The sequence below is a fragment of the Desertihabitans brevis genome, assembly GCF_003327535.1.
In the GTDB taxonomy this organism is placed as follows: Bacteria; Actinomycetota; Actinomycetes; order Propionibacteriales; family Propionibacteriaceae; genus Desertihabitans; species Desertihabitans brevis.
Genome location: NZ_QOUI01000006.1, coordinates 115062 through 129830 on the forward strand (window position 1 = coordinate 115062; position 14769 = coordinate 129830).

Here is a 14769-nt window from a genome sequence, read left to right on the forward strand (position 1 = left end):
GGCCGGCCGCACCGGACCGCGTGCCGCACCGCCGGGTGGTTGGCCGGCGGGGGAGAATGAGCGGGTGCCGACCTACCGTGACGAGGCGATCGTGCTGCGCACCCACAAGCTGGGTGAGGCCGACCGGATCATCACGATGCTGTCGCGCGAGCGCGGGAAGATCCGCGCGGTGGCCCGCTCGGTGCGCCGGACCACCTCGAAGTTCGGCTCGCGGCTGGAGCCGTTCGGCCACGTCGACCTGCAGCTGGCCACCGGGCGGACCCTCGACGTCGTCACCCAGGTGGAGTGCCGGCACGCCTGGGGCGACCCGCTCTCCCGCGACTACCGGCGCTGGACCGCCGGTCAGGTGATGCTGGAGACCGCCGACCGGCTGGTGGTGGAGGAGCGCGAGCCGTCGCGGCGGCAGTTCCTGCTGCTGGCCGGGGCGCTGCGGGTGCTCAGCCAGGGCACCACCGACGGGGAGCGTCCGGCGACCATGGTGCTGGACTCCTACCTGCTGCGCGCGCTGGCCGCCGCCGGCTACGCACCCAGCTTCACCGACTGCGCCCGCTGCGGCGTCTCCGGCCCGCACCAGTCGTTCTCCCCGGCCGCCGGCGGGGTGGTCTGCGTGCGCTGCCGGCCTCCCGGCACGGCCGTCCCGGCCCCGGCCACCCTCGCGCTGATGGGCGCCCTGCTGACCGGGGACTGGCCGGCCACCCGGGACGTCGAACCGGCGCGGCAGCGGGAGGCCAGCGGTCTGGTGGCGGCGTTCGTGGCCTGGCACCTGGAGCGCGGGCTGCGGTCGCTGGCCCACCTGGAGCGGGAGTGAGCCAGCCGCCGGCCGGGCCGCCGCTGCTGACCCGTCCGCCCGGGCAGCAGGTCGCGCCGCGGACGTCCGGCCGGGGCGGGTGGGCGGCGCTGGCGCCGGCGCTCGCGCTGCCGGTGGTGATGGTGGTCGTGCTGGTCGCGGTGCTCGGGATCGGCCGTCCCAGCCGGGACGAGGAGCTGGCCGGGGCCGGCGACCCGTACCACCCGTCCTACGGCGCCAGCGGCTACGACGCCCAGCACTACCTCATCGACGTCACCGTGGACGGCACCACCGTCGGCGGGGTCACCGAGATGACCGCCCGGGCCACCCGCGAGCTCGCCGAGATCCACGTCGACCTGGCGCTGCCGGTCAGCGCGGCCTGGGTCGACGGCGAGGAGGCCGACGTCGAGACCTGGCCCGAGCACGACGTCGAGATCACCCCGGACCGGCCGGTCGCCGAGGGGCGGACGTTCGTCGTCCGGATCGCCTACGCCGGCGACCCGCTGGAGGTCGCCCCGGTCCGCGGCGTCCGCACCCCCTGGTACCGCCAGGGCGATGAGCAGGGCGCGGCGGGGCAGCCGGAGAGCTCGGCCTGGTGGTTCCCGGCCAACGACCACCCCAGCGACCCGGCCCTGATGGAGTCGAAGATCCGGGTGCGCGCCGGCACCCAGGCCGTCAGCACCGGCGCCCTGGTCAGCCGCGACATCGGCACCGAGGCCGACTGGGACACCTGGCACTGGCGGGCCAGCCAGCCGATGGCCACCTACCTCAACTTCGTGGTGGTGGGCCGCTACCGCCTCGAGGCCGGCCAGGTCGCCGGACGCCCCTACGTGTACGCCGTCAGCGAGGCCCTGCCGCCGGACCAGCAGCAGCGGCTGCTCGCCGAGCTGGCCGAGACGCCGCAGTGGGTGGCGGCGCTGGAGGAGCACCTCGGCCCGTACCCGTTCACCGAGATGGGCGGGGTGGTGCCGGCGTTCCCGTTCTGGTTCGGCGGGCTGGAGACCCAGACCAGGCCGGTGTACCACGTGCGCAGCCTGGACGACCGCGACTTCGCCGACACGTTGCTGGTGCACGAGCTGGCGCACATGTGGTTCGGCGACCACGTCACCCTGGAGCGCTGGGACGACATCTTCGTCAACGAGGCCTGGGCCTCCTACCTGGAGTGGGTGGTGGCCGAGGACGAGGGCGGACGCACCGCCCAGCAGGAGCTGCAGCGCCACTACGACGGCCTGGCCGGACGGGCCGACTTCTGGCGGGTGCGGATGGACGACCCGGGCGCCGAGCAGCTCTTCGCGACCGTCTACGAGCGCGGTCCGATGGCGCTGCAGGCACTGCGCAACGTGATGGGCGAGGCGGAGTTCACCACCCTGATGCGTGAGTGGGCCCAGCGCGGCGGCACCGCCAGCCTGGAGGACTTCGTCGCCGAGGCCCGCTCGCGCACCGACGCCGACCTCGACCCCTGGTACGACGCCTGGATCAGCGGCACCACCGCCCCGCCGCGGACCGCGGCGGTCGGCCTGGGCTGAGCCGGCCTCAGCAGTCGCCGCAGGTGCCGTAGATCTCCAGGTCGTGGCGGACGTCGCGGAAGCCGTTGGCCGCGGCCACCCGGGCGGCCCAGGCCTCCACCTCCGGCGCGGCGACCTCCACGGTGCGCCCGCAGGAGCGGCAGACCAGGTGGTGGTGGTGCCCCGTGGAGCACTGCCGGTACAGCTGCTCGCCCTCGGCCGTGCGCAGCGTGTCGACGGTGCCGGCCTCAGCCATCGACTGCAGCGCGCGGTAGACCGTGGCCAGCCCGACGGGGGAGGGGCCCTCGCGGAGCAGCGCGTGGATCTGCTGCGCGCTGCGGAAGTCGTCGAGCCGGGCCAGGACGTCGGCGACGGCCGCCTGCTGGCGGGTGCGTCGCTGCGGTGTGCTGGTCGCCATCACGTCCACCTCCTGTCGTGCTCGGCCCCCGACCCTACCCGGGACCGACGACGGCTCACGTCGCGCGTCAGTGCTCGTCCCAGTGGTCCCCGTGCCGGGCGTGGCGGTGCCCGTCGTGCACCCAGTCGGTGTGGTCGCCGTGGCGGACCGGCTCGTGGTCGCAGTCGGGGCCGCCGTGGCGATGCAGGTGCTGCTCGGCGGCCGCGTGCGGCAGCGGCAGCAGCGGCGGGTCGGCGACCGCGTGGCCGCGCTGGCGGCGTCGCTGCAGGGCGGCGCTCAACGGCCAGGACACGATGAACACCGCGATCGCCAGCAGCACGATCAGCGCCCCCGGTGCCACGTCGGCGTAGAAGCTGCCGACCGCGCCCGAGACCGCGACCAGCCCGCCGATGCCCATCGCGGACAGCAGCCCGGCGGTGAACCCGCGGACCAGACCCTGCGCGGCCGCCACCGGCACCACCATCAGGGCGCTCACCAGCAGCAGCCCGACGGTGCGCATCGACACCGTCACGGCCACCGCGGCCAGCACCACGACGAGCAGGTTGAGCAGCCGCACCGGCAGCCCGAGCACCCGGGCGTGGTCCTCGTCGGCGCAGACGGCGAACAGCTGCGGGCTGAGCCCCACCGCGGGCACCAGCACCACCACGGTGAGCACGCTGACCACCACCACGTCGGTGGTGGTGAGCGAGGTCAGCGAGCCGAACAGGTACTGCGACAGCGCCCCCGCGCCGGCCCCGGTGATCCCCGCCATCAGGACGCCCGCCGCCAGCCCGCCGTAGAAGAGGATCGCCAGCCCCACGTCGCCGGAGGCCCGGCCGTGCTGGCGCAGCAGCTCCACCAGCACCGCGCCGAGCACGGCGACCACCACGGCGACCGGCAGCGGCTGGGTGCCGGTGAGCAGGGCCAGGCCGACCCCGGCGATGGCGATGTGGCCGAGGCCGTCACCGAGCAGGCTGAGCCGCCGCTGCACCACGTAGGTGCCGATGGCCGGCGCCATCACCCCGGTGAGCAGGGCCACCAGGAGCGCCCGGCGCATGAAGTCGTAGCCGAGGAGCTCCAGCATCAGTCCTCCTCCTCCGCCGCCGGGTCGCGGAAGACCCGCCGGTGGTCACCCTGGGAGCCCAGCAGCTCGTGGTGCTCGTGGCCGCCCGGGAGCCCCACCTCGGGCACCGGGCCGTCGTGCACCAGCCGACCGTCCTGCAGCACCAGCGCCCGGGTGAGCAGCGGCCGCAGCGGACCGGTCTCGTGCAGCACGACCAGCGCGGTCAGCCCGTCGGCGACCAGACCGGCCAGCACGTCGGCGATCGCCTGCTGGCTCTCGGCGTCCACCCCGGCCAGCGGCTCGTCCATCACCAGCAGCTCGGGGTCGCCGGCCAGGGCGCGGGCGACCAGCACCCGCTGCTGCTGGCCGCCGGACAGGTGCACCATCTGGTCGCTGCGCCGGGCGGCCATGCCGACCCGCTCCAGGCTCTCCCGCACCCGCTGCCGGTCGCGCCGGGAGGCGGGCAGCAACGGGCGGCGGTGCGGCAGGCGTCCCGACGTCACCACCTCCGCGACGGTGGCGTTGCGCAGGTTGAGCGTCGAGCGCTGGGGGACGTAGCCGATCCGGGCCCAGTCGGTGCCGCGGCTCCCGGTGCTGCCGAGCAGCCGCACCGTGCCGGCGGCGACCGGCAGCAGCCGGAGCACGGCCCGGACCAGTGTCGTCTTGCCCGACCCGTTGGCGCCCATCACGGCCACCACCTCACCGGCCCGCACCACCGCGTGCACGCCGCGCAGCACCGGCCGGCCGCCGAGCAGCACGGTGACGTCGTCGACCTCGACCAGTGCGTCGGCGGGGACGGCCGGGGTCGGGGGGTGCTGCCGGTCCGCGACCACCGGCACCCCCTCAGCTGCAGCCATTCGCCGTCCGCAGGGCCTCGAGGTTGGCCCGCTGCACCGCAATGTAGTCGCTCCCGCGGGACTGCTCGGTCAACCCCTCGATGGGGTCGAGGACGTCGGTGGTCAGGCCGAGGTCCCCGGCGATGGCCTCCGCCACGGCGGGGGAGACCAGGGTCTCGGTGAAGATGGTGGTGATCCCGTGCTCCTCGGCCTCGGCGTGGATCGCCGCGATCCGGGCCGGTGAGGGCTCGGCGTCCGGGCTGATCCCGCTGATCCCGATCTGCTCCAGGTCGTAGCGGGTGGCCAGGTAGCCGAAGGCGGCGTGGGAGGTGATGAACTCGCGCCGCTCGCAGGTCTCCAGCCCGGCGGCGAAGTCCTGGTCGAGGGTGTGGAGCTCCTGCTGCAGGGCCTCGGCGTTGGAGCGCACCGTCGCGGCCTGCTCCGGGGCGGCGGTGGCCAGCGCGTCGGCGACCCCGGTCGCCACGGCTGCCATGTTGTCCGTGTCGAGCCAGGTGTGCGGGTCCAGTCCCGCCTCCTCCAGACCGTGGTCGTGGCCCTCCTCGGCGTGCGCCGGCTCGGTGTGCTCCTCCTCGTCGTGCGCGTGGCCCGGCACCTCCTGCAGGGTGACGAGGTCGGCGACGTCGACCACGAGGTCCGGGGCGTTCTGGGCGACGGCCTCGTCCACCGCGGGCTGGAACCCGCTCTGGTAGACTATGACGTCGGCCTCGGCGATCTCGATCAGCTGGCGGGGGCTGAGCTCGAGGTCGTGCGGGTCCGACCCGGGTGCGACCAGGTTGGAGACCTGCGCCGAAGCCCCTGCGACGCGCTCGGACACGAACTGGAACGGGTAGAGCGCCGTCACCACCCGCAGCTGACCAGGCTCGGACTCGGGCGACTGCGTGCCAGCGCCGCAACCGGCGACCAGGAGGAGGGCCGATGCGGACAGCGTGCCGACGAGCACGCGCAGGGACTTCGACATGAGAATGATTCTCGAATTTGTGGTGCGGAGAAGTCAAACCGGCGCGGTCGCGGAGCCGTAGGGTGTGGCCGGGTGGAGGAGCGGAGGAGGAGGCGTGATCGTGCTGACGCGGTTCCGGGTGCCCGGCGAGGGCGCCGCGGAGTTCCGGGCGCAGGCGGAGGCCGCGGTCGCGGTGCTGTCGGCCCGACCCGGGTTCCTCGGCGTCGACCTCGGCCGCAACCTCGACGAGCCGGACCTGTGGACCATCACCACCCGGTGGGCCGACGTCGGCTCCTACCGGCGGGCGCTCAACGGGCTGGAGGCGAAGATGGTGGTGGTGCCGCTGCTCAGCCGGGCGGTGGACGAGCCGACGGCCTACGACGACCCCGACCGGGTCGGCGTCAACCGGCCCCGCGGGCAGGCCGACGGCTGAACGGCTAGCGTCCCGCCGGTTCCCGCCGCTCGTCCCGCGGGATCCGGTGCCGCAGCATCAGCGAGGGCCAGGCGCCCCAGAGGCTGAGGAAGAGCACCAGACCGCCGGCCAGGGCCACCAGCGCCGGCCCGCGGCCGAGCACCACGTCGAAGATGAGGAAGAGCACGCCGACGATGGTGAGCGCCAGGGCGACCAGCCCCGCGGTGGCCACCCCGTGGGCCCGCGTCACCAGCCAGGGTCGCAGCCCCCCGCGGAAGAGGACCCGGTGGAACGCGACCGGGGCGACCAGCAGCGCGGTCGCCACCACCGACCCGCAGAGCACCACCAGGTAGATCTGGTGCTGCACCGGGCTGAGCTCGTCGAAGCGGGTGCCGAAGGGCAGCGTGAGCAGGAACCCGGTGAGGATCTGCACCCCGGTCTGGGCCACCCGCAGCTCCTGCAGCAGCTCGTTCCAGTTCCGGTCCAGCCGCTGGTCGGCGGTCTCGTCGGCGTGCCGGCGGGCGGCCTCCCTCACGACGCGCTGTCCTCGCCCAGCCCCATCACGGTGCGGTAGAAGTCGAGCTCGGCCCGGTGCCAGGCCGCGACGTGCTCGGGGCGGCGGAACCCGTGGCCCTCGCCGGGGAAGAGCAGGTAGTCGTGCAGCAGGCCCTTGGCGCGGGCCGCCTCCACCACCACCTCCGACTGCTCCGGGGGCACCACCTTGTCCTCGGTGCCCTGCAGCACCAGCAGCGGCACCGACAGCCGGTCGACGTGGCTCAGCGGGGAGCGCTCGCGGTAGACCGCGGCGGCCTCGGGCAGCGGGCCCACCAGCCGGTCCAGGTAGCGCGACTCGAACTTGTGGGTGAAGGCGGCCAGCGCGGCGAGGTCGGCCACCCCGAAGAAGGAGGTGCCGCAGGCGAACGGGTGCTCCGGTGCGGTCAGGACGGCCAGGGTGGTGAACCCGCCGGCGCTACCGCCGCGCACCGCCATCTTGTCGCCGTCGACCAGCCCGCGGCGGGCCAGCTCGGTGGCGACCGCGATGACGTCGGCCACCTCGCTCTCGCCCCAGCGTCCCCGCAGCGCGTCGCGGTAGGCGCGGCCGAACCCGGCCGAACCGCGGTAGTTGACGTCGGCGACCGCGAACCCGCGGGTCGTCCAGTAGGCGATGGCGGCGGTGCGCACCGGCAGGGTGTGCCCGGTCGGCCCTCCGTGCAGGAACACCACCAGCGGCGGCGCCTGGTCCTGCGGGCCGGTGGCGTCGGCGTTGGCCGGCAGGTGCAGGAACGCGTGGGTGCGCTGCTCGCCCTCGCCGACGGTGATCGCCTGCACCGGGCCGAGGTCGCCGGGCCGGTCGGTCGGGGGCGCCACCGCGGCCACGGTGGTGACGCCGCCGTCGAGCGTGCGCAGCCGGACGGCCCGGCCGCCGTCGGGATCGGTCTCGACGGTCGCGACCCCGCCGGCGTGGGCGGTCAGCTCGGCCACCTGACCGGTCGGGACGGGCCAGGCGCGGGTGGACGCCGGCCGCACCGAGCCGTCCGCGGTGCGGGTGAGCCCGACCAGCCGCAGGTCGGTGGCGCCCTCGCGGGTGCGGGCCACCACCACCTCGGCACGGTCGGGGTCAGCCGGGTCGGCGAGGACGGCGAGCCGGCGCCCGCCCAGGGTCCAGCGCGGACGTCCGAGGTCGGCACCCTCGTCGGTGACCCGGGTGGTGGATCCGTCCAGGCGGTGGTGCCACAGCTCCCAGAACCCGGTGGAGTCCTCGGTGCACAGCAGGTCGCGGCCCCACCAGGCGAGCTCGGAGACCGAGACGCCGTCGCCGCCGGCGACCGCGCGCACCCCGTGCAGCGTCGTGCCGTCGAGCCGGCCGGCCCACAGCGTGGCGGAGTCCCACGGCATGTCGGGGTGGCCCCAGGTCAGCCAGGCCAGCCAGCCGTCCGGGCCGGGGGTGGGCGCGGCCACCAAGTCGGCGTCGCCGACCAGCACGCTGGCCGTGCCGTCGGCCGGGTCGAGCAGCACCAGCTCGTTGCGCACCTCCGTGGCGGTGTCGCCGTCGTGGGTCTCGCGCACCGCGACCAGCCGACCATCGGCGAGCACGACGCCGTCGCCCCACCGGGTGCGGGCGCCGGTCGGGGCGGTCAGCGTCTCGGCGTCCCCGTCCGCGCCGACCCGGTGCAGCTGCTGCTCGGCGAAGTCGACCACCACCACCGACGCCGGGCCGGTGCCGTCGGTCGACGGCTCGGCCGGGCCGGCCAGCGCGCCGCCGCCGTACTCGTGCACCCGGCTGCGCACGTCCAGCCCGGTGCGGGCGACGACGTCGACGCCGTCCCAGCGGTGCAGCCGCTGCTGGCCCGTGCCGGGATCGGTGCGGGTGAACCAGAGCGCGTCCCCGGTGGAGGTGAGGCCCTCCACCGACGCGCTGCTGGCGAGGTCCTCGGGGCGGACCGGGGAGGGCCAGTGGCCGTAGGGCCGGACGGTGCTCACGGCGCTCAGCCTGCCACGCGACGGCGCCGGCGGCGCGGGGCCCGGGGGCGCCCGTTGAGATCGGAGGCGCCCGGATGTAATGTATGCAGCATGCATACATCCTCCACCGCCGTCGACGACGCGCGCCCGGAGGTCCCGCCCGGTCCCGGGGGCGACCAGATCCCCGCCCTCGAACGCGAGCTCCGGGCCCTCTTCGGACGGCTGCGGCGCTGGCAGCAGCACATCACCCGGGTGGGCGACCTCCGGCTCGACCCGCACACCTTCATGCTCCTCACCACCGTCCGCGAGCACAGCCCGCTGCGGGTGCAGGACCTCGCCGCGCTGCTCGGTCTGGACGCCTCCACCGCCAGCCGGCACGTCAAGAGCCTCGAGGCGGCCGGCCTGGTCGAGCGCGCGGCCGACCCCGACGACCGACGGGCCAGCCTGGTGCGGATCAGCCAGCGCGGCGAGGACGCCTGGACCGCCGACCGGGACACCCGCAGCGCGCTGCTGCACCAGACCATCGAGTCCTGGGCACCCGACGACCGGGAGCGCCTCACCTCCCTGCTGATCCGGCTCAACGGCGAGCTCGACCGGCTGCAGACCGACGCGCTCGACCCCGAGCGCACGAACCCCGCACCGAAGGAGCCCCTGAGCTGATGAGCACCACCTCGACCACCACCGCCGAGGACGCGCCGCCCGCGCTGCCGGCGGGCGTCCGCACCATCTTCGTCGGGCTGATGTGCGGCATGCTGGTCGCCTCGATCAGCCAGACCATCGTCTCCCCGGCGATGCCGATCATCGTCGCCGAGCTCGGCGGCATCGAGCACTACAGCTGGCTGGCCACCGCCGCCATGCTGGTCGCCGCCGTCACCACCCCGATCGTCGGCAAGCTGTCCGACCTGTACGGGCGCCGCTCCTTCTACATCGCCGGTCTGGTGGTGTTCATGGCCGGCTCGGTGCTGTCCGGGCTCGCCCAGGACTTCTGGTGGCTGGTCGTCGCCCGGGCCGTCCAGGGCGCCGGCATGGGCACCCTGATGCCGCTGTCGCAGACGATCATCGGCGACATCATCCCGCCGCGGCAGCGCGGCAAGTACCAGGGCCTGATGGGCGCGGTGTTCGGCTTCTCCTCGATCGCCGGTCCGCTCGCCGGCGGCGCCATCACCGACGGCTTCGGCTGGCGCTGGCTCTTCTTCATCCCGCTGCCGATCGGTCTCGCCGCGCTGGTCTTCATCGTCAGGAACCTCCACCTGGCCCACACCCGGCGCGAGGCGAAGGTCGACGTCAAGGGTGCGGTGCTGCTCTCGGTCGCCCTGGTCGCCATCCTGCTCGCCACCTCCTGGGGCGGCACCAGCTACCCCTGGGCCTCCTTCCAGGTGATCGGGCTCTACGTGCTGGGCGCGGTCGCGCTGGCGGTGTTCATCCCGCTGGAGCTGCGCCACCCCGAGCCGATCCTGCCGCTGCGGATGTTCGCCAACCCGATCTTCACCTTCTCCGCGATCGCCAGCCTGGCCGTCGCGATGGCGATGTTCGGCGCCATCTTCTACATCCCGGTCTACGCCCAGGGTGTGCTGGGGGCCGACGCCACCAACTCCGGGCTGATCGTCATGCCGATGAGCGTCGCGATGATCGGGACGTCGATGGTCATCGGTCTGCTGATCACCCGCACCGGTCGCTACAAGGGCTTCATGCTGGCCGGCACGCTCGTCATCATCGCCGGGTTCGCGCTGCTGGCCCGGGTGCACTACGGCTCCAGCCATCTGCAGCTGACCATCGCCATGGTCGTCATCGGCCTGGGGCTGGGCGCCTGCCTGCAGACCTACACCCTGGTCGTGCAGAACGCCGTCGAGCAGCGCGACCTCGGCGTGGCCACCGCGGCCACCCAGTTCTTCCGCAGCGCCGGCGCCACCGTCGGGATCGCGGTGCTGGGCACCGTGATGACCTCTCAGCTCGGCCCGGCCATCGCCCGCCACCTGCCGGAGGGTGCCCAGGGGGCGGCCGGTCAGGTGGGTGCCGGTTCGGTGCTCGACCCGGCCGTGCTCGAGCAGCTGCCGCCGGCCATCGCCGAGGGCATCCGGATGGGGCTCGGCGACGCCATGCACACGGTCTTCCTGACCGCGCTGCCGCTGGCCGGGATCGCCTTCCTGGCGACGCTGTTCATCAAGGCCCAGCCGTTGCGCGACACGCTGGCCGGTCCGGCGCCCGAGCCCGCCGTCAGCACCGAGAGCGAGAGCGAGACGATGCTCGGTGCCGCCCAGACCCGGGAGGAGCTGGAGCTGGCGGCCGAGGCCGCACCGTCCGAGGAGGCCGGGACGTCCCCGGCCCGCGGTCGCCGCTGAGCCCATCCCACAGCCCCCGTCCGCCCGCCGTCCTCCCGACGACGGGCGGGCGAGGGGCGTCCGGAACGACTAGGGTGAGGGGCCGGGTCCGGCCCGGGCGACCGCGGTCGCCAGCCCCGCCAGCCGGTGCGGGCCACCCGCCGACCACCGACGACCTCGAGGAGACCCCGTGGCCCCCACCAGCCGTGTCGACAACGTCATCTCCCTGGCCAAGCGCCGTGGCTTCGTCTTCCCGTGCGGTGAGATCTACGGCGGCACCCGCTCGGCCTGGGACTACGGGCCGCTGGGTGTGGAGCTGAAGGAGAACATCAAGCGGCAGTGGTGGAAGGCGATGGTCACCGCCCGCGAGGACGTCGTCGGGCTGGACTCCAGCATCATCCTGCCGCGTCAGACCTGGGTCGCCTCGGGCCACGTCGGCGAGTTCACCGACCCGCTGACCGAGTGCCTCTCCTGCCACAAGCGGTTCCGGGTGGACCACATGCAGGAGGCCATCGCGGCCAAGAAGGGCGGCGACCCCGATGCGATCCCGCTGGGCGAGATCGCCTGCCCGCACTGCGGCACCCGCGGGCAGTGGACCGAGCCGCGCGAGTTCAACATGATGCTCAAGACCTACCTCGGGGTGGTCGAGGACGAGTCCGGGCTGCACTACCTGCGCCCCGAGACCGCCCAGGGCATCTTCATCAACTTCGCCAACGTGCTCACCACCTCGCGCAAGAAGCCGCCGTTCGGCATCGCCCAGACCGGCAAGAGCTTCCGCAACGAGATCACCCCGGGCAACTTCATCTTCCGCACCCGTGAGTTCGAGCAGATGGAGATGGAGTTCTTCGTCAAGCCCGGCGAGGACGAGGAGTGGCACCAGTACTGGATCGACGAGCGCACCCGCTGGTACACCGACCTCGGCATCGACCCGGCCAACCTGCGCCACTACGAGCACCCGGCCGAGAAGCTGTCGCACTACTCCAAGCGGACCGTCGACATCGAGTACCGCTTCCAGTTCGCCGGCAGCGAGTGGGGTGAGCTCGAGGGCATCGCCAACCGCACCGACTTCGACCTCAGCACCCACTCCAAGCACTCCGGGCAGAAGCTGGAGTACTACGACCAGGCCGCCGACGAGCGCTGGACGCCGTACGTGATCGAGCCCGCGGCCGGGCTGTCGCGCTCGCTGATGACCTTCCTGGTGGACGCCTACGTCGAGGACGAGGCGCCCAACACCAAGGGCGGCGTCGACAAGCGCACCGTGCTGCGGCTCGACCCGCGGCTGGCCCCGGTCAAGGCCGCGGTGCTGCCGCTGTCGCGCAACGAGGCGCTCTCGCCCAAGGCCCGCGACCTCGCTGCACAGCTGCGCAAGCACTGGAACGTCGAGTTCGACGACGCGCAGGCGATCGGGCGCCGCTACCGCCGTCAGGACGAGATCGGCACCCCGTTCTGCCTCACCGTCGACTTCGACACCCTCGACGACGACGCCGTCACCGTGCGCGAGCGCGACGCCATGACCCAGGAGCGGGTCGCCCTGTCGCAGGTCGAGAGCTACCTGGCCGCGCGGCTGGTGGGCTGCTGAGCCGAGCCGGGCGGCGTGGCGCCGACTACCATGGGCGGGCCATGACCGAGACCGCCACGCTGACCCGACCCCTGCGTCTGGGACCCCTCGAGGTGCCCGTGCCGGTGGTGCTGGCGCCGATGGCCGGCATCACCAACGTCGCCTACCGCACGCTGTGCCGCGAGCAGGCCGAGCGCGGGGCCGACGCGGTGACCGGGGACGGCGTGCGGCGTCCGGCCGGGCTGTTCGTCTGCGAGATGATCACCAGCCGCGGGCTGGTGGAGCGCGACCCCAAGACGCTGTCGATGCTCGGCTTCGACCGCGGGGAGACCGTCCGCTCGGTGCAGCTCTACGGCGTCGACCCCGTCTACATGGGCCGGGCCGCCGACATCCTGTGCGGCGAGTTCGGGGTGACCCACGTCGACCTCAACTTCGGCTGCCCGGTGCCCAAGGTGACCCGCAAGGGCGGCGGCGGGGCGCTGCCGTGGAAGCGCGACCTGCTGGCCGCGATCCTCACCGCCACCGTGAAGGCGGCCGGCCGGCACGGCGTGCCGGTGACCTGCAAGACCCGGATGGGCATCGACGCCGACCACCTCACCTACCTCGACGCCGGCCGGATCGCCGAGGACTCCGGGGTGGCCGCGATCGCCCTGCACGGGCGCACCGTCGCCCAGTCCTACTCCGGTGAGGCCGACTGGGAGTCCATCGCCCGGCTGGTCGACCACGTCGACATCCCGGTGCTCGGCAACGGCGACATCTGGGAGGCCGCCGACGCGCTGCGGATGGTCGAGCAGACCGGCGCCGCCGGTGTGGTCGTCGGCCGCGGCTGCCTGGGACGTCCGTGGCTGTTCTCCGACCTCGCCCAGGCCTTCCTCGGCCGCCGCAGCACCGCCCTGCCCACGCTGGGCGAGGTGGCGGCCACCGTCCGCCGGCACGCCGAGCTGCTGGCCGAGGTGATGGGGGAGGAGCGCGGGCTGACCGACCTGCGCAAGCACATGGCCTGGTACTTCAAGGGCTTCCCGGTCGGCGGCGACGTCCGGCGGGGTCTGGGCACCATCTCCTCGATGTCCGACCTGGACGCCCAGCTGGCCACCCTCGACCCGTCCGCGCCGTTCCCCGAGAGCGAGCTCGGCGCCCCCCGCGGCCGCCGCGGCAACCCCCGCAACAAGGTGGCCCTGCCCGAGGGCTGGCTCGACGACACCTGCGGCGTCGAGCTCGACCTCGCCTCCGCCGAGGACGACGTCTCCGGCGGCTGACGCCAGTCGTCCACAGGTTCGCCGTCGGCGTGCGCGGACAGGTTCCTGGCGCGACTACCCTGGCGGGCGATGAGCACCGAGGAGACGACCACGCTGCTGCCGCGGGCGGTCGCCTGGGCCGACACCATGGCCGGGCACCAGACGCCGGGGGACGGGACGCCGGTCGTCCGGGCGCACCGCGACAGCACCGCGCTGATCGCCCCGCCGCGCCCGCTGACCCGCGAGGCGCGCGAGGAGCTCGAGGCCGCCACGCTGACCCCCGGCGCCACCCTCTCCTCCGGGGCCGGCGACCGGGCCCGCCCGGAGGAGCCGGATCCGGAGCGCACCTGCTTCGAGCGCGACCGGGACCGCATCCTGCACTCCACCGCCTTCCGCCGGCTGGCCGGCAAGACGCAGGTGGTGGTGTGGCCCGACGACCACCAGCGCACCCGGCTCACCCACGCCATGGAGGTGATGCAGGTCGCGTCCTCCATCGCGCGGGGGATCGGGGCCAACGTCGCCCTCACCGAGGCCATCGCGCTCGGCCACGACTGCGGCCACGGGCCCGGCGGGCACGCCAGCGAGGACGCCTTCGACACCTTCCTCCCCGAGGGCTACGACCACGGGCCGTGGGGCGCCGACGTCGTGCTCACCCCGCTCAACCTGTGCAGCCAGACCCTCGACGGGATCCGCAACCACTCCTGGTCGCGGCCGGCGCCGTCGACGGTGGAGGGGGAGATCGTCTCCTGGGCCGACCGGATCGCCTACTGCGCCCACGACCTCGAGGACGCCATCCGCGCCGGCATCATCAGCGCCGAGGACGTGCCGGCGGAGGTGCTCGGGCGCTGCGGGCGCAGCCAGCGCGAGCAGCTCGGCACCTTCATCCGGGCCGTGATCAGGTCGGTGGTGGAGCACGGCCGGGTCGGCATGGACGCCGAGACCGCGCACGCCCTGGCCACCCTGCGCGCCTTCAACTACGAGCGGATCTACACCCGCCCCGCCTCGGTCGCCCAGGCCCGGGCGGTGGTGCGGGTGCTGCAGGCCCTGGTCGAGCACCTGGTCGACCGACCCGAGCTGCTGCCCGGTCAGACGGCGCTGGAGGCCGGCAGCGAGGAGGCGGTGCGGGCCGCCGTCACCTGGGTCGGCGGGATGACCGACCGCTACGCCTTCGACACGGCCGTCCGGCTGCTCGACTGGGACCGGGCCGATCTGCCGCAGGGGATCGACGCCACCGAGTAGC

At 74.1% G+C, this 14769-nt stretch carries 14 protein-coding genes; 8 read left to right on the top strand and 6 right to left on the bottom strand.

Features of this window, described 5'->3' with window-relative positions:
- The first annotated feature begins 64 nt into the window (after nt 1-64).
- Together recO and DT076_RS10865 are read left to right on the top strand one after the other, a co-directional pair.
- On the top strand, nt 65-808 hold the full coding sequence (gene recO, locus DT076_RS10860; protein WP_114126703.1) for a DNA repair protein RecO: 744 nt from the start codon (nt 65-67) through the stop codon (nt 806-808).
- Nucleotides 805-2313 carry a M1 family metallopeptidase gene (locus DT076_RS10865; protein WP_114126704.1) on the top strand — a complete coding sequence of 503 codons (1509 nt, stop codon included), beginning with the start codon at nt 805-807 and terminating at the stop codon, nt 2311-2313. Before recO ends, DT076_RS10865 begins: the two co-directional genes overlap by 4 nt.
- A 7-nt stretch (nt 2314-2320) precedes the next feature.
- On the opposite strand, the gene DT076_RS10870 is transcribed toward DT076_RS10865, so the two are convergent.
- The 4 genes from DT076_RS10870 to DT076_RS10885 all read right to left on the bottom strand — a co-directional run bounded on the left by DT076_RS10870 (nt 2321) and on the right by DT076_RS10885 (nt 5567).
- Nucleotides 2321-2710: a Fur family transcriptional regulator gene (locus DT076_RS10870; protein ID WP_114126861.1), complete on the bottom strand. Its 390-nt coding sequence runs from the start codon at nt 2708-2710 to the stop codon at nt 2321-2323.
- A 67-nt stretch (nt 2711-2777) separates the two neighbouring features.
- Nucleotides 2778-3770 (bottom strand): metal ABC transporter permease, encoded by a 993-nt coding sequence (locus DT076_RS10875; protein WP_407642722.1) that lies wholly within the window; start codon nt 3768-3770, stop codon nt 2778-2780.
- A gap of 2 nt (nt 3771-3772) precedes the next feature.
- Complete coding sequence (locus tag DT076_RS10880; protein WP_114126705.1) at nt 3773-4609, bottom strand: metal ABC transporter ATP-binding protein; 837 nt, start codon at nt 4607-4609, stop codon at nt 3773-3775.
- A complete protein-coding gene (locus tag DT076_RS10885; protein ID WP_114126706.1) occupies nt 4596-5567 on the bottom strand; it encodes a metal ABC transporter substrate-binding protein in 972 nt (323 codons plus the stop codon). The genes DT076_RS10880 and DT076_RS10885 overlap by 14 nt, the downstream gene beginning before the upstream one ends.
- A gap of 94 nt (nt 5568-5661) precedes the next feature.
- On the opposite strand from DT076_RS10885, the gene DT076_RS10890 reads away from it, so the two are divergent.
- Nucleotides 5662-5979, top strand: a complete 318-nt coding sequence (locus DT076_RS10890) for an antibiotic biosynthesis monooxygenase family protein (RefSeq protein WP_114126707.1) — start codon at nt 5662-5664, stop codon at nt 5977-5979.
- Between the two features lie 4 nt (nt 5980-5983).
- On the opposite strand, the gene DT076_RS10895 is transcribed toward DT076_RS10890, so the two are convergent.
- Both DT076_RS10895 and DT076_RS10900 read right to left on the bottom strand, forming a co-directional pair.
- Nucleotides 5984-6493 (bottom strand): DUF6328 family protein, encoded by a 510-nt coding sequence (locus tag DT076_RS10895; RefSeq protein ID WP_114126708.1) that lies wholly within the window; start codon nt 6491-6493, stop codon nt 5984-5986.
- On the bottom strand, nt 6490-8439 hold the full coding sequence (locus DT076_RS10900; RefSeq protein WP_158548110.1) for a prolyl oligopeptidase family serine peptidase: 1950 nt from the start codon (nt 8437-8439) through the stop codon (nt 6490-6492). The genes DT076_RS10895 and DT076_RS10900 overlap by 4 nt, the downstream gene beginning before the upstream one ends.
- Before the next feature lie 90 nt (nt 8440-8529).
- Here DT076_RS10900 and DT076_RS10905 point away from each other — a divergent pair, with 90 nt between their 5' ends.
- From DT076_RS10905 to DT076_RS10925, 5 genes are all read left to right on the top strand, one after another.
- Entirely contained in the window at nt 8530-9078 is a 549-nt protein-coding gene (locus DT076_RS10905) for a MarR family winged helix-turn-helix transcriptional regulator (protein WP_114126710.1), read from the top strand.
- Nucleotides 9078-10757 carry an MDR family MFS transporter gene (locus DT076_RS10910; protein WP_114126711.1) on the top strand — a complete coding sequence of 560 codons (1680 nt, stop codon included), beginning with the start codon at nt 9078-9080 and terminating at the stop codon, nt 10755-10757. Before DT076_RS10905 ends, DT076_RS10910 begins: the two co-directional genes overlap by 1 nt.
- 169 nt (nt 10758-10926) lie before the next feature.
- Entirely contained in the window at nt 10927-12315 is a 1389-nt protein-coding gene (locus DT076_RS10915; RefSeq protein WP_114126712.1) for a glycine--tRNA ligase, read from the top strand.
- Between the two features lie 41 nt (nt 12316-12356).
- Nucleotides 12357-13550, top strand: a complete 1194-nt coding sequence (dusB, locus tag DT076_RS10920; RefSeq protein ID WP_114126713.1) for a tRNA dihydrouridine synthase DusB — start codon at nt 12357-12359, stop codon at nt 13548-13550.
- A 126-nt stretch (nt 13551-13676) separates the two neighbouring features.
- The gene (locus tag DT076_RS10925) at nt 13677-14768 is read left to right on the top strand and encodes an HD domain-containing protein (protein ID WP_114126863.1); all 1092 of its coding nucleotides are present in this window, start codon (nt 13677-13679) and stop codon (nt 14766-14768) included.
- Nucleotide 14769: the final 1 nt, after the last annotated feature.